Source organism: Sphingomicrobium astaxanthinifaciens (assembly GCF_022865105.1).
Classification (GTDB): domain Bacteria; phylum Pseudomonadota; class Alphaproteobacteria; order Sphingomonadales; family Sphingomonadaceae; genus Sphingomicrobium; species Sphingomicrobium astaxanthinifaciens.
The window spans coordinates 1,307,181-1,323,958 of sequence record NZ_JAKNYM010000002.1 but is presented as its reverse complement, the minus strand read 5'-3'; the positions used below and the strand labels follow the sequence as shown (position 1 = coordinate 1,323,958).

Below are 16,778 nucleotides of genomic sequence, written 5' to 3'. Positions count from 1 at the left end.
GATCGGCGCCGCTGTGAAGCCGCCCGGGGCTGGCGAGCGACGGCGCTAGTCGATGAAGTCGCGCGCCACGACGAGCCGCTCGGCATCCCATTCGGGCACCGCGTCCTCGGTCAGCGGTACCATGAAGCGCTTGCCGTTCGGCTTCTCGATCTCGACCACGTCGCTGGCGCCGTAATTCTCGACCGCGACCACGGTGCCGATCGCCTCGCCATCGTCGTCGGCGACCACGGGCAGGTCGAGCAGGTCGGAGAAATAATATTCGCCTTCGTCAAGGCCGGGCAGCGCCTCGCGCGCCACTTCGACGAGGCTCCCGCGAAGACTTTCCGCGGCGGTGCGGTCGCCGACCCCCTCGAAGCGGGCGACCGCGCCATTCTTGCCGCCCTCGCGGACGGACAAGAGGCGCCGCTCGTCGCCACCGACGAACAGCGCCTCGTGCACCTTGAGGCTGGCGATGCCCTCGGCAAAGAGCTTGAGGCGAACCTCGCCCTTGATGCCGTGGGCGCCGGCAATGGCGGCGAGCGCGATGCGATCGTCGGACCCGCCGCCCATGTCGGCCTACTCGCCCTTGTCTTCGGTCGCTTCTTCCGCAGCGGCTTCTTCGGCGGGCGCTTCGGCAGCCGCCTTGGCGGCTTCGGCGGCTTCGGCTTCCTTGGCGGCGCGCTCTTCGGCGCGTTCCTTGGCCTTCTCGCCCGGTTCGCCCTTCTGCGGGTTGTTGCGCGCTTCGCGCTTCATCAGCCCTTCTGCGTCGAGGAAGCGCAGGACGCGGTCGGTCGGCTGCGCGCCGACGCTGAGCCAATGCTGGATGCGCTCCTTGTCGAGCTTGACGCGCTCGGGATTGTCCTTGGCGAGGAGCGGGTTGTACGACCCCACGCGCTCGATGAAGCGACCGTCGCGCGAGTTGCGGCTGTCGGCGACGACGATGCGGTAATAGGGACGCTTCTTGGCGCCACCGCGGGCGAGACGAATTGCAACGGCCATAATGATATTCCTTCTTAGAGTATGCGGTTATTTCTTTGAAAACTTGTCGAAACCGGGGGGCAGGTTCATCGGTGCGCCGGGGCCACCCAAGCCCGGCAACCCCCCCGGGGGGAGCTGCGGCGTCGCGCCGCCGGGGAGCGCATCGCCCCCGCCCGGCATCCCGCCGCCGAAGAGGCTGGCGAGCTTGGAGAAGCCCCCCATCTTCTTCAATTTCTTCATCGCCCCTTCCATCTGCTGGTGCATCTTGAGGAGCTTGTTGACCTCCTGGACGGTCGTGCCCGACCCCTTGGCGATCCGGATCTTGCGCTTGGCGTTGATGAGCTTGGGACGGGCGCGTTCGCCCGGCGTCATCGAGGAGAGCATCGCCTCGAGCCGGGTCAGCGCCTTCTCGTCGACATCGCCCGCCGCCTTCATGCCCTTCATCCCGGGCATCATCTTGGCGAGCGCGGCGAGCCCGCCCATCTTCTGCATCTGCTTGAGCTGGAGGGCGAGGTCGTCGAGGTCGAACTTGCCCTTCTCCATCTTCTTGGCGAGCCGCTCGGCATCCTCCATCTTGACCGTCTCGGCGGCCTTCTCGACGAGGCTGACGACGTCGCCCATGCCGAGGATGCGGCCGGCGACACGGTCGGGATGGAAGGGCTCGATGGCGTCCAGGCCCTCGCCGGTTCCCGCGAACTTGATCGGCTTGCCCGTGACCTCGCGCATCGACAGCGCCGCGCCGCCGCGCGCATCGCCGTCCATGCGGGTGAGGATGACGCCGCTAAGCTCGATTTCTTCGCCGAAGCCCTTGGCGACGTTGACCGCGTCCTGGCCGGTCAGGCTGTCGACGACGAGCAGCGTCTCGGTCGGGTTCGCCGCGCCCGCGACCGCCTTCATCTCGTCCATCAGCGCATCGTCGACGTGCAGGCGGCCCGCAGTGTCGAGCATGACGACGTCATAGCCCTGCAGCTTGGCCGCCGAGAGCGCGCGCTTGGCGATGTCGGTGGGCTGCTGGCCCGCGACGATCGGCAGCGTGTCGACCTTCGCCTGGCGCCCCAGCACCGCGAGCTGCTCTTGCGCCGCCGGGCGAGCGACGTCGAGCGACGCCATCAGGACCTTCTTGCGGTCCTTTTCGTGCAAGCGCTTGGCGAGCTTGGCGGTCGTGGTGGTCTTGCCCGAGCCCTGCAGGCCGACGACCATGATGACCGCGGGCGGCGCGACGTTGAGCTTGAGCTCGGCATTCTCGCTGCCGAGCAGTTCGACCAGCGCGTCGTTGACGATCTTGACGACCATCTGCCCCGGCGTGACCGAGCGGATGACTTCCTCGCCGACCGCCCGTTCGGTGACCTTCTCGACGAACTGGCGCGCGACGGGGAGCGCGACATCGGCCTCGAGCAGCGCGACACGCACCTCGCGCATCGCATCGCGCACGTCGGCTTCCGACAAGGCGCCGCGGCCGCGGATCTTGTCGAAGACACCGGAAAGGCGATCGCTCAGGCTGTCAAACAAACGTCGTTCTCCTTGCTGACCGTAGCGACCGCCGCCTAACGCGAAAAACGCCAGCGGACGAAACCTCGTCGGCTAGCGGGCGCCGCAGCGCTGTCGATACTGTCATCCTTCATGGACGAGGCGCTCATAGGGGGGCGGGCGCGACAGGTCAAGGCCCGGCGGCACCCCCCGGCGAGCGGGCTAGAAGGCCGCCCCGCCTTCCAGCGCGATGCGTTCCTCCGGTGTGCTTTCGCGCCCGAGCGCCTTGTTGCGTCCCGGGAAGCGACCGAAATCGGCGATCTGCTGGTAGTGCAGGTGGGCGAACTTGTCGCGCCCCTCCGCGCTCATCGCGTCAAACAGCCGCACGCTTTCCGCCTGGTCGTCGAGATCCTCCGAATGCATCAGCGGCATGTAGAGGAAGCGGCGCTGCGGCATCGTCATGCGCTGGTCCCAGCCCTTGGCGATGGCCCGGCGGGTCAGCCGGCGCGCCAGCGCGTCGGCCTCGAACGCCTTGGCCTTGCCGCGATGGATGTTGCGGCTGAACTGGTCGAGCAGGATGATCGCGGCGAGGATGCGGCGCGGCCCCTCGCGCCAGACCCTGGCCTCGCTCTTCAGCACCTCCTGCCGAAGCTTGCCCCACTTCTGCCGGATCTCGGCGTCGAGCGCGGGATCCTTCTTCCACCAGCGGTCGGGACCGACGTCGTCGAACCAATAGTCGATCACGTCCTGCGCCTGGCGGCGCGTCTCGCTGTCGATGGGCGCGAACGCCATGCTCGATGAATTGCTGTTCGGCCCGCTGGTACCCATGGAGTGCCCATCCCCGCTTGTTGCGTCCGGGGCCCCCTGCCCCTAGATCGCCTGTCATGACCGTTAGCTTCCACAAGATGCATGGCCTCGGCAACGATTTCGTGATCCTCGATGCCCGCGCCCACCCGATCGAGCCGAGCCCGGCGCAGGTGCGCGCGCTGTGCGACCGGCGTCGCGGGATCGGCTGCGACCAGCTGATCCGCCTGTCGCCGAGCAGCAGCGCCGAGGTCAGGATGGACATCTGGAACGCCGACGGGTCGCAGGCCGAGGCCTGCGGCAATGCCGCGCGCTGCGTCGCCGCGCTGACCCGCGCGAGCACGATCGAGACCGAGGGCGGCGCGCTCGAGGCGGTCGCGATGGAGGGCGAGATCAGCGTCCAGCTGCCCCCGCCCCGCTTCGAGTGGGACGCGATTCCGCTGCGCGATGCGATGGACACGCGGCCGTTGCCGCTCGGATGGGACATGCTCGAGCGCCCCGATGCCGTCAACGTCGGCAACCCCCACCTCGTCTTCTTCGTCGACGACCTCGAGGCGGTACCGCTCGAACGGCTCGGGGCCGAGATCGAGCGCGACCCGCTGTTTCCCCGCCGGATCAACGTCAATGTCGCGCAGGTTCGCGACAACCATCTGGAGCTGCGCACCTTCGAGCGCGGCGCCGGGCTGACCGAGGCGTGCGGGACCGGGGCGTGCGCGAGCGCGATCGCGGCGATCCGCCGGCGCCACCTCATCGCGCCGGTCGAGGTGCGGATGCCGGGGGGCACGCTGCACGTCAGCTGGGCGCCGGGCGAGCCGATCCTGATGCGCGGCGCGGCGACCCACGTGTTCGACGGCACGGTCGACCTCGCCGCGCTCGACGGCGCGGTCGCATGAGCCGCGTCGAGACGATCACGCTCGGCTGCCGGCTCAACATGGCCGAGAGCGCGACGATGCAGCGGCGGCTCGAGGCCGCGGGCGCGGGGCCGACGGTCATCGTCAACAGCTGCGCGGTGACCCACGAGGCGGTGCGCCAGACCCGGCAGACGATCCGCCGCGCGCGGCGCGACCACCCCGAGGCCCGGCTGCTGGTCACCGGCTGCGCGGCGCAGATCGAACCCGAGACCTTCCGCGCCATGCCCGAAGTCGACGCCCTCGTCGGCAATGCCGACAAGCTCGACGCGGGCGAGATCGCCAGCGCGACCAAGGACTTGCCGGGTGACGTCATGACGGCACCCGCGCCCCCGGTCGCGGCGGGCTTCGCCCGGCACGTGCGCAGTTTCGTCGCGGTGCAAACCGGCTGCGACCATCGCTGCACCTTCTGCACCATCCCCTATGGCCGCGGCAATTCGCAGTCGCTCCCCTATGCGGCGGTGCGCCGCGCGGTCGCCGCCGAACTCGACCGCGGCGCCTCCGAGATCGTCATCACCGGGGTCGACATCACCAGCTACGAGCGCGACGGGCTGCGGCTCGGTGCGCTGCTCCAGCGGATGTTGGCCGACGAGCCGCGGCTGCAGCGGCTGCGACTGTCGAGCCTCGACAGCATCGAGATGGACGGCGCGCTCTACGAGCTGCTGAGCGGCGACGCGCGGCTGCTCCCCCACTTCCACCTCTCGCTCCAGGCAGGCGACGACATGATCCTCAAGCGCATGAAGCGGCGCCATTCGCGCCGGCAGGCGGTCGGAGTCGTGGAACGGCTCAAGGCGGCGCGGCCCGAGGTGACGATCGGCGCCGACATCATTGCCGGCTTTCCTACCGAGACCGAGGAAATGTTCGAAAACAGCCTCGCGCTGATCGAGGATTGCGACATCGTCGCCGCGCATGTCTTTCCCTTCAGCCCGCGCGACAAGACCCCCGCGGCGCGCATGCCGCAGCTCGACCGCGCGCTGGTCAAGGCGCGCGCGGCGCGGCTGCGCGCGCGCGCGGCGGCGCACCGGCGACGGTGGCTCGAGGCGCAGGTCGGCACGCGCCAGCCCTGCCTGATCGAGAACAGCGGCAAGGGGCACAGCGACGGCTTCGCGCCGATCACGGTTGATGGCGCGGCGCGCGGCGCCTACGGACAGGCGCGCATCATCGCGGCCGATGAACAGGGTTTGACGGGGGTATTCGAATGAGTTGGCTCGAGCGCCTGACGGGCGGGTTTCGCAAGACCGCCGATCGCGTCGGGGAAAATCTCCAGGGGCTGGCGAGCCAGCAGAAGCTCGACGCCGCCACGCTCGACGACATCGAGGAGGCGCTGATCGCCTCCGACATGGGCCCCGAGGCCTCGAAGCGGATCCGCGACGCGATCGCGGCGCGAAAATATGACATGCTCGACGAGCGCGGGCTGCGCGAGATCCTCGCCGAGGAAATCGAACGCATCTTAGATCCCGTCGCCAAACCCTTGGATATCTTCGGCTTTCCTCGCCCGCATGTGATCCTCGTCATCGGCGTCAACGGATCGGGCAAGACGACCACCATCGGCAAGATCGGCCATCTCCTCCACGAGCAGGATTATGGCGTGCTGCTCGCCGCCGGCGACACCTTTCGCGCCGCCGCGATCGAGCAGCTAAAGATCTGGGGCGGGCGCATCAACGCGCCGGTCATCGCCGGTCCCGAGGGCGGCGATCCCGCCTCGATCGTGTTCGACGGGGTCAAGCAGGCGACCGCGACGGGCGAGGACGTGCTGATCGTCGACACCGCCGGGCGGCTCCAGAACAAGGCGCACCTGATGGACGAACTGTCCAAGATCCGACGCGTGCTGGGCAAGCTGAACAGCGAGGCCCCGCACGACGTGATCCTCGTCCTCGACGCCACCACCGGGCAGAATGCGCTCAACCAGATCGAGGTGTTCCGCGAGGTGGCGCAGGTGACGGGCCTCGTGATGACCAAGTTGGACGGCACCGCGCGCGGCGGGGTGATGGTCGCGGCGGCCGAGAAATTCGGGCTGCCGATCCACGCCATCGGGGTGGGCGAAGGGGTCGATGACCTGCGCCCCTTCGACCCGCGCGCGGTGGCGCGCGCGATCGCGGGGCTGCCCCCGGCATGACCGACCTGCACCCCGGCCCCGAGATCGAGGCGCAGGCGGCGCGGCTGTCGCCCGGCAAACAGCTCCTGCTCGACCTCGGCCCGCTCCTGCTCTATTTCCTCGCCTTCAAGTTCGCCCCCGGCGACGAGGTGCAGCGGCTCCTGATCGCCACCGGCGGCTTCCTCGCCGCAATGGTCGTGGCGATGGTGGTCGGCTATCGCGCCACCGGCAAGGTGACGACGCTGCAGCTCATCTCGGTCGTGCTCGTGGCGGTCTCGGCGGCGATCACCTGGTTCACCCGCGACGAGCAGTTCATCAAGATGAAGCCGACCTTCTTCTACCTGCTCGCCGCCGCCATCCTCGGGTTCGGGCTGGTCACCAGGCGCAACCTGCTGAAAGCGCTGCTCGGCGCCGCCTATCCCGGCGTCAGCCCCGCGGGCTGGAGCAAGTTATCGCGCAACTGGGCGATTTTCTTCGTTTTCCTCGCGTGCCTCAATGAAGTCGTCTGGCGCAACAGTTCGACGTCGTTCTGGCTTGGCTTCAAGATCTGGGGCTTCCTGCCCCTCACCTTCCTGTTCGCCGCCAGCCAGATGCCGATGCTGCTCCGCAACGGGCTCGACATGGGGCAGGAGAAGCCGTGAGCGTCATCGACATCCGCGGGCTGGTCAAGGCCTACAAGGGCGGCACGCTGGCGCTCAAGGGAGTCGACCTGTCGATCGGCAAGGGCGAGATCTTCGCGCTGCTCGGCCCCAATGGCGCGGGAAAGACGACGCTGATCTCGATCGTCTGCGGGATCGTGACCAAGACCGCGGGCAGCGTGCGCGTGGCGGGCGATGATATCGAAACCGACTATCGCGCGGCGCGGCGGCGGATCGGGCTCGTCCCGCAGGAACTGACGACCGACGCCTTCGAGACCGTCTGGGACACGGTCGCCTTCACCCGCGGGCTGTTCGGCTGCGCGCGCGACGATGCCTATCTCGAGCGGCTGCTCAAGCGGCTGACCCTGTGGGAGAAGCGGCACAGCCGGATGCTCGAATTGTCGGGGGGGATGAAGCGCCGGGTGATGATCGCCAAGGCGCTCGCGCACGAGCCCGAGATCCTGTTCCTCGACGAGCCCACCGCGGGGGTCGATGTCGAATTGCGCCGCGACATGTGGGCGTTGGTGCGCGCGCTGCGCGCCGACGGCACCACGATCATCCTCACCACCCATTATATCGAGGAGGCCGAGGAGATGGCCGACCGCGTCGGGGTGATCCGCGGCGGCGAGCTGGTCGCGCTCGGCAACAAGGCCGAGCTGATGGCGCAGCTGGGGCGCCGCACGCTCAAGATCTTCCTCGACGCCCCGCTGGCCGCGCTGCCCGAGCGCCTGCACGGCTGGGACCTCGACCTCGCCGACGGGGGGCGCGAGCTCGACTATCATTTCGACAGCAAGGCCGAGGAGACGGGCATCCCCCGGCTCATGCGCCAGCTCGACGAGGCCGGGATCGGCTGGCGCGACCTGACCACCCGCCAGTCGAGCCTCGAGGACATCTTCGTCAGCCTCGTGCGCGCCGGGGACGCGTCATGAACCCGCGCGGCATGCTGGCCATCTACCGCTTCGAGATGGCGCGCTGGAAGCGCACCTTGTGGCAGAGCGTGGTCGCCCCGGTGCTCACCACCGCGCTCTATTTCCTCGTCTTCGGGTCGGCGATCGGGAGCCGGATGAGCGACATGGCGGGGATCGACTACGGCAGCTTCATCGTGCCCGGGCTGATCCTCCTGTCGGTGCTGACCCAGTCGGTCGCCAACGCCAGCTTCGGCATCTATTTCCCCAAGTTCACGGGGACGATTTACGAGATCCTCTCGGCCCCGCTGTCGCCGCTCGAGACGGTCGCCTCCTACGTCGGCGCGGCGGTGACCAAGAGCTTCCTCCTCGCGCTCATCACGCTGGCGACCGCCGCGCTGTTCGTCGAGGTGCGGGTCGAGCACCCGCTGCTGATGCTGGCCTTCCTGCTCGCCATCGCGGCGGGGTTCTGCCTGCTCGGCTTCCTGATCGGGCTGCTCGCCGACAATTTCGAGCAGCTGCAGTTCGTGCCGCTGCTGGTCGTCACTCCGCTCGCCTTCCTCGGGGGGATCTTCTACGCGGTCGGCACGCTAGCCGAACCGTGGCGCACGGTGACGCTGTTCAACCCCATCGTCTATCTCGTCTCGGGCTATCGCTGGACCTTCTACGGGGTCGCCGACGTGCCGCTCGGCGCCAGCGTGGCGGCGATGGCACTGGCGATCCTGCTCCCGCTGCTCGCGATCGCGTGGATCTTCCGCACCGGGCACCGGCTCAAGCAATAGCCATGAAGAAGGGGCGGCCGCGCCGGCGACCGCCCCTTCCCTCATCGTGGCGACAATGGGCTCAGCCGAGCTGGTCGGCGCGGCTCACCCCCTGCCCGTCGAGGTTGTGCGAGACGAAGTCCCAGTTGACGATGTTGTGCAGCACGCTCTTGAGATAGTCGGGGCGCGCGTTGCGATAGTCGATATAGTAGGCATGTTCCCAGACATCGACGGTGAACAGCGGGGTCATGCCGTGCGCGACCGGGCTGTCGGCGTCGTGCAGGCTGGTGACCTCGAGCTTGCCGTTGTTGAGGATGAGCCAGCCCCACCCGCTGGCGAAATGGTTGGCGCTCTCGGTCTGCAGCGCCTCGAGCAGCTTGTCGGTCGAGCCGAAATCGCTGTCGATCATCGCCTGCAGCTTGTCCGAGGGCTTGGTCGAGCCTTCGGGGGCGAGCCCGAGCCAGAAGAAGCTGTGGTTCCAGATCTGCGCCGCATTGTTGAACAGGCCCTGGTTGCCCGCTTCCTTGGCGCGCTTGATGACGGTGGTCAGGTTGGCGCCTTCGAGATCCTCGCCGAGCATCCCGTTGGTCTTGTCGACATAGGCCTTGTGGTGCTTGCCGTGGTGATATTCGAGCGTTTCGGCCGACATGTGATCGCCGAGCGCGTCCTTGGCGAAGGGAAGATCGGGAAGGGTGAAAGCCATCGGGCGCTCCTGTTGATTGGGGATGTGAACCGCCAACGCCTCGCAGCGCGAGGCGTTGCACGGCTCCCCGTTTAGGGAGCGAAACGAGCGCTGTCAGCCCCCTTCCCGCCCGATCACGGGCCTAGCGGGCGACCACCGTATAGCGCGCCAGTTCGCGCTCGACCGCGCGCCATCCGGGCGCGAGCGAGGAGGCGGTCTGGAGGTCGCGATAGGCCAGCTTGGCCTGCCCGCGGTCCTCGTGGGCGAGCCCGCGGATGAAATAGGCGATATGCGGGCGCACCGTGTCGAGCTCGAGCGAGCGGTCGGCGTAGCGCACGGCGGCCTCGGCCTGCTGCTGGTGCAGCGCGAGGATGCCCTCGTTGAGATAGGCCTCGGGCTGGTCGGGGTCGAGCTCGCGCGCGCGGGCATAATCGGCGGCGGCGGCGACATAGTCGCGCCGGTTCATGTGGATGATGCCGCGATTGACATAGGTCCCGGCGCGCGCCTCGATGCCGAGCGAATCCTCGGCCAGCGCCTCGGTACAGGTCTCGATGTCGCCGCGGCGATCGCTCTTGGCCTCGGCGGCGAGATAGCAGCTGGTGGACTTGGGACTGCCGATGGTGACCACCCCGGCCTGGGCCGCGGTCCCGACCCCGGCGGTCACGAGCGCGGCGATGAGGAACCTGTTCATAAGCGTTCGTCCTTTCTCGATGGGCGCACACCCTATCACATTGAAAGCATTGGCGCTATCGACCCCGCGTCAGGCGGCGGTAGCGCTCAGTTCGAGCCGTTTCATGGCGTGGCGCAGCTGGTCGTAGCTCAGCCCCAGCGCCTTGGCGGTGGCGCGCTGGTTGTAGCGGTTCTTCTCGAGCGCATGCTCGATCAGCGCCTTTTCGAAGGCGGCGACGCTGGCCTTGAAATCGTCGGTCTCCAGAGCGGGCACGGCGGCGCTCTCGGAGGGCGCGGCGGGCGCGGCGGCGGCGGCGTCGGCCGCGGGTGCCGCCGCATCGGCGTCGTCGGGCGCGGCGGCGTCGGGCGCGGCGGCGTCAGGCGCGGGCGACCAGGGCGAGCGGAAGGGGTCGAAGTTGATCGTGGCGACCGGGCGCTCGGGATCCTCGGCGCGGTAGACCGCGCGCTCGACCACGTTGCGCAATTCGCGCACGTTGCCGGGCCAGCGGTGCGCCTCGAGCCGGGCCAGCGCCTCGTCCGCGAAACCCGGCCAGTTGGGCCAGTCGAGCTCGACCGCCATGCGACGCCCGAAATGTTCGGCGAGGAGCGCGATATCGCCCTCGCGCGCGCGCAGCGGCGGCAGCGTGACGACCTCAAACGACAGCCGGTCGAGCAGGTCGGCGCGAAAGCGCCCGCGTTCGACGAGGCGGGGCAGGTGCTCGTTGGTCGCCGCCACAATCCGCACGTCGACACGGATCGGCTTGGAGGCGCCGATGCGGGTGACCTCGCCATATTCGACCGTGCGCAGCAGCCGTTCCTGCGCCGCGGCCGAGAGCGTGGCGAGCTCGTCGAGGAACAGCGTACCCCCGTCGGCTTCCTCGAAACGGCCCTGCCGGGTCTTGGTCGCGCCGGTGAAGCTGCCCGCCTCGTGGCCGAACAGTTCGGCCTCGATCAGCGTCTCGGGCAGCGCCGCGCAGTTCATCACCACGAGCGGCCCCGACCAGCGGCTCGACAGGCGGTGGAGGCGTTCGGCGATCAGCTCCTTGCCGGTGCCGCGTTCGCCGATCACCAGCACCGGGCGATCGAGCGGCGCCGCCCGGCTCGCGCGCTCGACCGCGTCGAGGAAGGCCAGCGACTGGCCGACGAATTGATTTGCCCGCTCCATCCCCGACATGTGGTGGAAAATCCCACCATCTGGCAAGATGTTTGCGCCCCATGCGCGTCGAAAAATCCATCCCTTTGCAGATTTGCAAACGGCGTGGCTATTTGGCACGCTTCTGGCATAGATTCGGGCAACGAAGCGTAACAGGAGTGCCTTATGGCCATCTTCTCCCGCGTGCGGGATATTTTCGCCGCCAACATGACCGAGCTGCTCGACCGCGCCGAGGATCCGGCGCGGATGATCCGCATGATCATCCTCGAGATGGAAGAAACGCTCGTCGAGGTGCGCGCCTCGGCGGCGCGCTCGATCGCCGACGGCAAGGAAATGCGGCGCGCCCTCGCCCGGCTCGACGAATTGCAGGACAGCTGGACCGAGAAGGCCGAACTGGCGCTGTCGAAGGAGCGCGAGGATCTCGCCAAGCAGGCGCTGATCGAGCGCCAGAAGGCGGCCGACATGGCGCAGGGGCTGCGCGCCGAGATCGAGCAGATCGACGAGACGCTCAAGGCCTATGAGGCCGACATCGCCAAGCTCCAGGCCAAGCTGCGCGAGGCGCGCGCGCGTCAAAACGCGATCGCCACCCGGCTCGAGAGCGCGATGAGCCGCGCCAAGGCGCGCGAACTGCTCAACGGCAACCGGACGCAGGACGCCTTCGCGCGGTTCGAGAGCCTCGAACGCCGCGCCGACCTTGCCGAGGGGCAGGCCGACGCGCTGGGGATGACCGGCCCCAAGAGTCTCGAGGAAGAGATTGCCGATCTCAAGGCCGCCGATAAGGTCGATGAGGAGCTCGAGGCGATGAAGGCCGCGCTGCGCACCAAGACGAAATAGGCGGCCGACGCCGCACCAAAGGGGAACATTAGAATATGGACGACTTCATTCCGTTCGTGGCCATCGTGTCGATCTTCATCGGCTTGCCGTGGCTGATCTTCCACTATGTCACCAAGTGGAAGAGCCAGGCCACGCTGACCGCGCCCGACGAGAAGCTGCTCGAGGAATTGCACGAGGCCGCACGGCGGCTCGACGACCGGATCTGCACGATCGAGCGGATCATGAGCGCGGAGGATCCGCAGTGGCGCGAGAAATGCGTGTCGGCCGACCGCCTGCGCGACCAGAACCTGCTCGGCCGCGCCGACCAGTTGCTGGCCGAGCATGAAGCCCTGCTCGACCGCAAGAAGGAGCATTGATGATGACCGGTCCCGCCCGCCACACCAGATTCTACAAGGACAAGAAGCACGGCAAGGTCATGGGGGTGTGCGCCGGCCTCGCCGACTATACCGGGGTCGATGTCACCTTGATGCGGATCATGGTGCTGTTCGCCATCCTGATGAGCTCGGGCTCGGCGCTGATGCTCTATTTCCTCGCCGGCATCATCGCCGAGGACAAGCCCGCCGAGCTGGCCTACAGCAACGAGGAGGACCGCCAGTTCTGGCGGCAGGTGCGCGCCAGTCCGACCAAGTCGGCCAAGGCGATCCACTCCGAGTTCCGCGCAATCGATCGCCGGCTTGCCGACATCGAGAGCTATGTGACGAGCGAGAACCGCGTCCTCGCGCGCCAGATCGACGAACTCAAATAGGAGAGCGCGCGTGAACGACATCGAAGAAGCCATCGCCATCCTCCTCGCCGTCGGCGGGCCGTTGCTGATCACCTTCTACCTCATCCGCAACTGGTTCGCGCTCAAACGGCGCAAGCTCGAGCTCGAACTGGCCGCGCCCGAGGCCGCCGCGCCGGCCGCGCGCCCGGCGGTCGACACCGACCGCCTCGAGGCGCGCGTGCGCGTGCTCGAACAGATCGTCACCGATCGCGGCGCGCAGACCGCGCAGGCGATCGAGGCGCTGCGCGAGCTCGAACCGCCCGCAGCCGCACCCGCACCCGCTCGGCTCGAGCGCTAGGAGGCCACCATGGAATTTTCGCAGATCATCGCGCTCGCCCCCTACGTCACCACGGTCGTCGTCGCCGCGGTGGCCGGCTGGGTGATCAACACCCACAACCGCATCCGCAACGGCTACCCGCTCGAGAACAGCTGGGGCATGGCGATCCACCCCAAGACCGACCGCGAGGCCGAGGAACGGATCAAGCTGCTGACCAGCGAGAATGCCGAACTGCGCGCGCAGATGTCGGCGATGAAGGAGCGGGTGGAGACGGTCGAGCGCATCGTTACCGACCAGAGCTACGGGCTCGCGCAGGAAATCGACCAGCTGTCGATCGAGAAGAAGGCGCGCAACTGATGGGCGTGTTCGAAATGGTGGTGGTGCTCGCCGTCGTCTGCACGGCGGGCTCGCTGCTGACCGACTGGATGAAGGCCAAGCACGGCTATCCGATCACCGACGAGCACGGCAACGTGATCCGCCAGGAAACCGGCACCCGCGCCGAGGCGCACGAGGCGCGGATCGAGGCGCTCGAGAAGCGGCTCGCGGTGCTCGAACGCATCGCCACCGACCGCGGCGCGCATACCGCCGAGCAGATCGACGCGTTGCGCGACCTCGAACGCCTCGCCGCGCGCGACCGCCAGCGCGCCGCCGACAACGCCGCCGAGCGCGCCCCCGAGCGGACGGCCGACTGACCATGCCCACCCCCCTCATCATCGGCGCCTTCATCATCGCCGCGCTGGCGATCATCGGCTGGGTCATCACCGAGACGCTCAAGGTCAAGCACGGCTATCCGGTCGAGGACAGCTGGGGGCGCAAGGTCGAGCCGCGCGACCCCGCCAAGCTGGCCCGGCTGCAGGAAGAGAATGCGGCGCTGCGCGACCAGCTCGATGCGGTCTACGACCGGCTCGAGACGCTCGAGCGGATCGTCACCGACAGGCCCTCGCGATTGGCCGAGGAAATTGATAACCTCAAGTCGCTCCCGCCGCGGCCCGACAAGGTCGACCGGCGGCCGGGCAGCTCGAAGGAGGACAAGTGAGGGATCCGTTCTCGATGGTCGTGGCGATTGTCGCCATCGTCATGGGCACCAAGCTGCTGAGCAGCTTCGCCAAGGCCCGCGGGCAGGCGGCGGGCGAGCGGGTCGAGGGCCCCGAGATCAAGGCGCTTCGCGAGGAGGTGCAGGCGCTGAAGGGGCGGCTCCAGGTGCTCGAGCGTATCGCGGTCGAGAAGGAAGACAGCCTCACCCGCCAGATAGAGGGTTTGCGCGACTGAGGCGGCGGCGCTAACAGGCGGGCCATGAGCCTGCCCCCCCTCCCCGACATCACCGAGGAATATGAATTCCTCGACAGCGAGGATCGCTATCGCTTGCTGATCGACCTCGGGCGCAAGCTCGAGCCGATGCCCGAGGCGCTCAAGACCGATGCCACCAAGGTTCGCGGCTGCTCGGCGAGCGTGTGGGTCTACCCCACGCAGGAGGGCGACCGGCTGCACTTCCTGGCCGACAGCAATGCGGCGATCACCAAGGGAGTGGTCGCGCTGGTGCTGGCGGCGGTGCAGGACCGCCCCGCCGCCGAGGTGGCGAAGACCGACATCGCGGGCGCGCTCGCGCCCTTCGATCTGAGCCGCGAGCTGTCGTCCAACCGAACCCAGGGGGTGCCCAACATGATCGCGCTGGTGCGTGAGACCGCCGAGCGGCTGGCCTCGTGAGCGAGGCGGACGAGCAGCGCCGCCTCGCGCAGGAGCGCGCCGCGCTGCTCGAGGAATTCGACATCGCGCGCTTCCTCGCGCTGATCGGCTCGGTCGGGCACGGCAAGGCGATCGGCTACGACTATCGCGCGCATGGCGACAATTGGGTCGAGCTCGGGCTCGCGCCCAAGCCCGAGCTGGTCGGGGTGCCCGAGGACGGGATCCTCGCCTCGGGCGCGATCGTCGGGCTGCTCGACACCTGCGGCGGTGCCTCGGTGTGGCAGGCGCTGGGGCGGTTCGAACCGATCGTGACGATCGACCTCAGGCTAGATTATCTGCGCCCGGCGACGATCGACGACCGGATCGTCGCGCGCTGCGAGACCTACAAGCTCACGCGCTCGGTCGCCTTCGTGCGCGGCACCGCGCGGCTCGAGGACGGGCGCGAACTCGCGCATGTCGCGGGCACCTTCATGATCAAGGCCTAGCCGAGGTCGCGGCGACGCTGCTCGGCGACCTTGAGCACGTCGTAGGCCGCCTGCACCTTCTGGAACTCGGCGGCGGCCTCCGCATCGCCCGGGTTGACGTCGGGGTGGAGCGCCTTGGCGCGCGCGCGATAGGCGCGGCGGACCTCGTCGAATTCGGCATGCGCGTCGAGGTCGAACAGGTCGAGCGCGCGCATCTCCTCGCGGCTGCGGCTGCCGTCGCCCGAGCCCGCCCATTCGTAATGCGCCGACTGGCGGAACCCGCTCGCGTCGCGATTTTCCTCGGCGGCGCGGCGCGCGGCCTCTTCCTTCGAGAGCCCCGCGAAATAGTTCCAGTTCTTGTTATATTCGGCGGCGTGCTTTTCGCAGAAATACCAGCGCTCGGGGCTGTTGGGGGCCTTGGGCGCGGGGCGATCGCCGGGCTCGCTGCAATGCACCCGGTCGCACAGCCGCACGCGCGTCGCCTCGCGCGACTTTTCGCCATAGCTGCGCCAGCGGGGAAACCCCCAGTCGTCGGATCGTCCAGGTCGAGGCATGAGGCCTAGATAGGGGCGCGGGCCGCCCCCCGCCACCCCCGACGAAAGGAGAAGCAGGAATATTGCCAGGGGGCCTGTAAGCCGGGTTCTGTCCATCCCCGAGGGGACTGTGCGACCATTCATCTCGGCCTGCCGTTACCGACAGGCTCCAGCAGCCAACCCGGGCATCGGGTCGGAACCGACCCGTGCGATGCCCCTATTCGGCCTTGCTCCCGGTGGGGTTTACCGTGCCGCGGATGTTGCCACCCGCGCGGTGCGCTCTTGCCGCACCCGTTCGCCCTGGCCGCCCCGAAGAGCGGTGGTATGCTTTCTGTGGCACTGTCCCTGACCCGTCCCGAAGGACGCGCCGCCGGGCGTTACCCGGCACCGTCGTTCCGTGGAGCCCGGACTTTCCTCGATCGTGCGATCGCGGTCGCCCGGCCCCCTGGCACCCGCCGATATGGGCTATTGCGGGCGCGGCAGCAAGAGCGCGAGCAGCTTGGCGCGGCATTCGCCGTCGATGATGCCGTCGATCGTCTCGGGGCGAAAGCGGCGCTGGAAGGCGATCACCGCGGCGGTGGGGTCGGTCACGTCGTAGCCGAAGCGCTCGAGCGCCAGCATGAAGCCGCTGTCGGTCCAGAAGGGATCCATCAGGTCCTTGGTCGGGCTCGGCAGCGCGAGGCGGCGCTTGGCCAGCGCGGGCCAGGGGAATTTCTCCCCCGGGTCCTGCTTGCGCTGCGGCGCGATGTCCGAATGGCCGACGATGTTGCCGCGGCTGATACCGTGGCGGTGCTTGATGTCGGCCAGCAGCGGGATCAGCGCGGCGATCTGCTCGTCGGCAAAGGGGGGATAGCCGAACTCGTGCCCGGGGTTGACCAGCTCGATCCCGACGCTGGCCGAATTGACGTCGGTGATCCCGCGCCAATAGCTCTGCCCGGCGTGCCAGGCGCGGCGCTCCTCGTCGACCAGCTGGAAGACGCGCCCGTCCTGCTCGATGCAATAATGCGCCGAGACCCCGCCGTCGGGGCTGCACATCTTGTCGAGCGCGGCCTCGCCGGTCGGCATGCCGGTATAGTGGAGGACGATGATCGAGACCGGCAGCAGCCGTTCCCCATGGTTGGGTGATGGGCGGTGGATCAGGTCCATGGCAACGACTTAGGCGCCATCCGCCCCCCCAGCGTCAAG

25 protein-coding genes and 1 other RNA gene are annotated in these 16,778 nt (G+C 68.4%); 16 read left to right on the top strand and 10 right to left on the bottom strand.

Going from position 1 to position 16,778, the window contains the following annotated elements:
* Nucleotides 1–45: 45 nt before the first annotated feature.
* The 4 genes from rimM to L8951_RS10720 all read right to left on the bottom strand — a co-directional run bounded on the left by rimM (nt 46) and on the right by L8951_RS10720 (nt 3,216).
* Nucleotides 46–549: a ribosome maturation factor RimM gene (gene rimM, locus L8951_RS10735; protein ID WP_244383050.1), complete on the bottom strand. Its 504-nt coding sequence runs from the start codon at nt 547–549 to the stop codon at nt 46–48.
* Nucleotides 550–555: 6 nt separating this feature from the next.
* Nucleotides 556–978 carry a 30S ribosomal protein S16 gene (rpsP, locus tag L8951_RS10730; RefSeq protein ID WP_244383049.1) on the bottom strand — a complete coding sequence of 141 codons (423 nt, stop codon included), beginning with the start codon at nt 976–978 and terminating at the stop codon, nt 556–558.
* Nucleotides 979–1,005: 27 nt separating this feature from the next.
* Nucleotides 1,006–2,466, bottom strand: a complete 1,461-nt coding sequence (ffh, locus tag L8951_RS10725) for a signal recognition particle protein (RefSeq protein WP_244383048.1) — start codon at nt 2,464–2,466, stop codon at nt 1,006–1,008.
* A 180-nt stretch (nt 2,467–2,646) separates the two neighbouring features.
* Nucleotides 2,647–3,216 (bottom strand): DUF924 family protein, encoded by a 570-nt coding sequence (locus L8951_RS10720; RefSeq protein ID WP_244383047.1) that lies wholly within the window; start codon nt 3,214–3,216, stop codon nt 2,647–2,649.
* Between the two features lie 92 nt (nt 3,217–3,308).
* Between L8951_RS10720 and dapF the strand changes: the two genes are divergently transcribed.
* From dapF to L8951_RS10690, 6 genes are read left to right on the top strand one after another with little or no spacing between them, the layout of a single operon-like run.
* A complete protein-coding gene (gene dapF / locus L8951_RS10715; protein ID WP_244383046.1) occupies nt 3,309–4,121 on the top strand; it encodes a diaminopimelate epimerase in 813 nt (270 codons plus the stop codon).
* A complete protein-coding gene (gene mtaB / locus L8951_RS10710; protein ID WP_244383045.1) occupies nt 4,118–5,338 on the top strand; it encodes a tRNA (N(6)-L-threonylcarbamoyladenosine(37)-C(2))-methylthiotransferase MtaB in 1,221 nt (406 codons plus the stop codon). Before dapF ends, mtaB begins: the two co-directional genes overlap by 4 nt.
* Nucleotides 5,335–6,252: a signal recognition particle-docking protein FtsY gene (gene ftsY / locus L8951_RS10705; RefSeq protein WP_244383044.1), complete on the top strand. Its 918-nt coding sequence runs from the start codon at nt 5,335–5,337 to the stop codon at nt 6,250–6,252. The genes mtaB and ftsY overlap by 4 nt, the downstream gene beginning before the upstream one ends.
* Nucleotides 6,249–6,872, top strand: a complete 624-nt coding sequence (locus tag L8951_RS10700; protein ID WP_244383043.1) for an inner membrane-spanning protein YciB — start codon at nt 6,249–6,251, stop codon at nt 6,870–6,872. The genes ftsY and L8951_RS10700 overlap by 4 nt, the downstream gene beginning before the upstream one ends.
* Nucleotides 6,869–7,798, top strand: a complete 930-nt coding sequence (locus L8951_RS10695) for an ABC transporter ATP-binding protein (RefSeq protein WP_244383042.1) — start codon at nt 6,869–6,871, stop codon at nt 7,796–7,798. Before L8951_RS10700 ends, L8951_RS10695 begins: the two co-directional genes overlap by 4 nt.
* Nucleotides 7,795–8,556: an ABC transporter permease gene (locus L8951_RS10690; protein WP_244383041.1), complete on the top strand. Its 762-nt coding sequence runs from the start codon at nt 7,795–7,797 to the stop codon at nt 8,554–8,556. The genes L8951_RS10695 and L8951_RS10690 overlap by 4 nt, the downstream gene beginning before the upstream one ends.
* A 61-nt stretch (nt 8,557–8,617) precedes the next feature.
* Here the strand turns inward: L8951_RS10690 and L8951_RS10685 are convergent, their stop codons facing one another.
* The 3 genes from L8951_RS10685 to pspF form a co-directional block, all read right to left on the bottom strand.
* The gene (locus tag L8951_RS10685; RefSeq protein ID WP_244383040.1) at nt 8,618–9,238 is read right to left on the bottom strand and encodes a superoxide dismutase; all 621 of its coding nucleotides are present in this window, start codon (nt 9,236–9,238) and stop codon (nt 8,618–8,620) included.
* A gap of 121 nt (nt 9,239–9,359) precedes the next feature.
* Nucleotides 9,360–9,908, bottom strand: a complete 549-nt coding sequence (locus tag L8951_RS10680; protein WP_244383039.1) for a tetratricopeptide repeat protein — start codon at nt 9,906–9,908, stop codon at nt 9,360–9,362.
* Nucleotides 9,909–9,977: 69 nt separating this feature from the next.
* Entirely contained in the window at nt 9,978–11,051 is a 1,074-nt protein-coding gene (gene pspF, locus L8951_RS10675; protein WP_244383242.1) for a phage shock protein operon transcriptional activator, read from the bottom strand.
* Between the two features lie 153 nt (nt 11,052–11,204).
* On the opposite strand from pspF, the gene pspA reads away from it, so the two are divergent.
* From pspA to L8951_RS10625, 10 genes are read left to right on the top strand one after another with little or no spacing between them, the layout of a single operon-like run.
* Nucleotides 11,205–11,873, top strand: a complete 669-nt coding sequence (gene pspA / locus L8951_RS10670; RefSeq protein ID WP_244383038.1) for a phage shock protein PspA — start codon at nt 11,205–11,207, stop codon at nt 11,871–11,873.
* A gap of 35 nt (nt 11,874–11,908) precedes the next feature.
* Entirely contained in the window at nt 11,909–12,229 is a 321-nt protein-coding gene (pspB, locus tag L8951_RS10665) for an envelope stress response membrane protein PspB (RefSeq protein ID WP_244383037.1), read from the top strand.
* Entirely contained in the window at nt 12,229–12,618 is a 390-nt protein-coding gene (gene pspC, locus L8951_RS10660) for an envelope stress response membrane protein PspC (protein WP_244383036.1), read from the top strand. Before pspB ends, pspC begins: the two co-directional genes overlap by 1 nt.
* 10 nt (nt 12,619–12,628) lie before the next feature.
* Complete coding sequence (locus tag L8951_RS10655; RefSeq protein ID WP_244383035.1) at nt 12,629–12,934, top strand: hypothetical protein; 306 nt, start codon at nt 12,629–12,631, stop codon at nt 12,932–12,934.
* Between the two features lie 9 nt (nt 12,935–12,943).
* Entirely contained in the window at nt 12,944–13,270 is a 327-nt protein-coding gene (locus L8951_RS10650; protein WP_244383034.1) for a hypothetical protein, read from the top strand.
* Nucleotides 13,270–13,605: a hypothetical protein gene (locus L8951_RS10645; RefSeq protein WP_244383033.1), complete on the top strand. Its 336-nt coding sequence runs from the start codon at nt 13,270–13,272 to the stop codon at nt 13,603–13,605. The genes L8951_RS10650 and L8951_RS10645 overlap by 1 nt, the downstream gene beginning before the upstream one ends.
* 2 nt (nt 13,606–13,607) lie before the next feature.
* Nucleotides 13,608–13,949 (top strand): hypothetical protein, encoded by a 342-nt coding sequence (locus tag L8951_RS10640; RefSeq protein ID WP_244383032.1) that lies wholly within the window; start codon nt 13,608–13,610, stop codon nt 13,947–13,949.
* Nucleotides 13,946–14,182: a hypothetical protein gene (locus tag L8951_RS10635; RefSeq protein ID WP_244383031.1), complete on the top strand. Its 237-nt coding sequence runs from the start codon at nt 13,946–13,948 to the stop codon at nt 14,180–14,182. Before L8951_RS10640 ends, L8951_RS10635 begins: the two co-directional genes overlap by 4 nt.
* A 30-nt stretch (nt 14,183–14,212) precedes the next feature.
* Nucleotides 14,213–14,617 carry a SufE family protein gene (locus L8951_RS10630; RefSeq protein ID WP_244383241.1) on the top strand — a complete coding sequence of 135 codons (405 nt, stop codon included), beginning with the start codon at nt 14,213–14,215 and terminating at the stop codon, nt 14,615–14,617.
* Complete coding sequence (locus tag L8951_RS10625) at nt 14,614–15,081, top strand: PaaI family thioesterase (protein WP_244383030.1); 468 nt, start codon at nt 14,614–14,616, stop codon at nt 15,079–15,081. The genes L8951_RS10630 and L8951_RS10625 overlap by 4 nt, the downstream gene beginning before the upstream one ends.
* On the opposite strand, the gene L8951_RS10620 is transcribed toward L8951_RS10625, so the two are convergent.
* The 3 genes from L8951_RS10620 to L8951_RS10610 all read right to left on the bottom strand — a co-directional run bounded on the left by L8951_RS10620 (nt 15,078) and on the right by L8951_RS10610 (nt 16,739).
* Nucleotides 15,078–15,614 carry a DnaJ domain-containing protein gene (locus tag L8951_RS10620; protein ID WP_244383029.1) on the bottom strand — a complete coding sequence of 179 codons (537 nt, stop codon included), beginning with the start codon at nt 15,612–15,614 and terminating at the stop codon, nt 15,078–15,080. The two genes, L8951_RS10625 and L8951_RS10620, sit on opposite strands and share 4 nt — an antisense overlap.
* Nucleotides 15,615–15,675: 61 nt before the next feature.
* An RNA gene (gene rnpB / locus L8951_RS10615) (RNase P RNA component class A) lies at nt 15,676–16,042 on the bottom strand.
* A gap of 16 nt (nt 16,043–16,058) precedes the next feature.
* A complete protein-coding gene (locus tag L8951_RS10610) occupies nt 16,059–16,739 on the bottom strand; it encodes an N-acetylmuramoyl-L-alanine amidase (RefSeq protein ID WP_244383028.1) in 681 nt (226 codons plus the stop codon).
* Nucleotides 16,740–16,778 lie beyond the last annotated feature (39 nt).

Excerpts from the sequence above, each read along its gene's own strand:
- rimM (WP_244383050.1), bottom strand. The coding sequence starts at position 549 with ATGGGCGGCGGGTCCGACGATCGCATCGCGCTCGCCGCCATTGCCGGC.
- rpsP (WP_244383049.1), bottom strand. The coding sequence starts at position 978 with ATGGCCGTTGCAATTCGTCTCGCCCGCGGTGGCGCCAAGAAGCGTCCC.
- L8951_RS10720 (WP_244383047.1), bottom strand. The coding sequence starts at position 3,216 with ATGGCGTTCGCGCCCATCGACAGCGAGACGCGCCGCCAGGCGCAGGAC.
- dapF (WP_244383046.1), top strand. The coding sequence starts at position 3,309 with ATGACCGTTAGCTTCCACAAGATGCATGGCCTCGGCAACGATTTCGTG.
- mtaB (WP_244383045.1), top strand. The coding sequence starts at position 4,118 with ATGAGCCGCGTCGAGACGATCACGCTCGGCTGCCGGCTCAACATGGCC.
- ftsY (WP_244383044.1), top strand. The coding sequence starts at position 5,335 with ATGAGTTGGCTCGAGCGCCTGACGGGCGGGTTTCGCAAGACCGCCGAT.
- L8951_RS10700 (WP_244383043.1), top strand. The coding sequence starts at position 6,249 with ATGACCGACCTGCACCCCGGCCCCGAGATCGAGGCGCAGGCGGCGCGG.
- L8951_RS10690 (WP_244383041.1), top strand. The coding sequence starts at position 7,795 with ATGAACCCGCGCGGCATGCTGGCCATCTACCGCTTCGAGATGGCGCGC.
- L8951_RS10685 (WP_244383040.1), bottom strand. The coding sequence starts at position 9,238 with ATGGCTTTCACCCTTCCCGATCTTCCCTTCGCCAAGGACGCGCTCGGC.
- L8951_RS10680 (WP_244383039.1), bottom strand. The coding sequence starts at position 9,908 with ATGAACAGGTTCCTCATCGCCGCGCTCGTGACCGCCGGGGTCGGGACC.
- pspF (WP_244383242.1), bottom strand. The coding sequence starts at position 11,051 with ATGGAGCGGGCAAATCAATTCGTCGGCCAGTCGCTGGCCTTCCTCGAC.
- pspA (WP_244383038.1), top strand. The coding sequence starts at position 11,205 with ATGGCCATCTTCTCCCGCGTGCGGGATATTTTCGCCGCCAACATGACC.
- pspB (WP_244383037.1), top strand. The coding sequence starts at position 11,909 with ATGGACGACTTCATTCCGTTCGTGGCCATCGTGTCGATCTTCATCGGC.
- pspC (WP_244383036.1), top strand. The coding sequence starts at position 12,229 with ATGATGACCGGTCCCGCCCGCCACACCAGATTCTACAAGGACAAGAAG.
- L8951_RS10650 (WP_244383034.1), top strand. The coding sequence starts at position 12,944 with ATGGAATTTTCGCAGATCATCGCGCTCGCCCCCTACGTCACCACGGTC.
- L8951_RS10645 (WP_244383033.1), top strand. The coding sequence starts at position 13,270 with ATGGGCGTGTTCGAAATGGTGGTGGTGCTCGCCGTCGTCTGCACGGCG.
- L8951_RS10640 (WP_244383032.1), top strand. The coding sequence starts at position 13,608 with ATGCCCACCCCCCTCATCATCGGCGCCTTCATCATCGCCGCGCTGGCG.
- L8951_RS10620 (WP_244383029.1), bottom strand. The coding sequence starts at position 15,614 with ATGCCTCGACCTGGACGATCCGACGACTGGGGGTTTCCCCGCTGGCGC.
- L8951_RS10610 (WP_244383028.1), bottom strand. The coding sequence starts at position 16,739 with ATGGACCTGATCCACCGCCCATCACCCAACCATGGGGAACGGCTGCTG.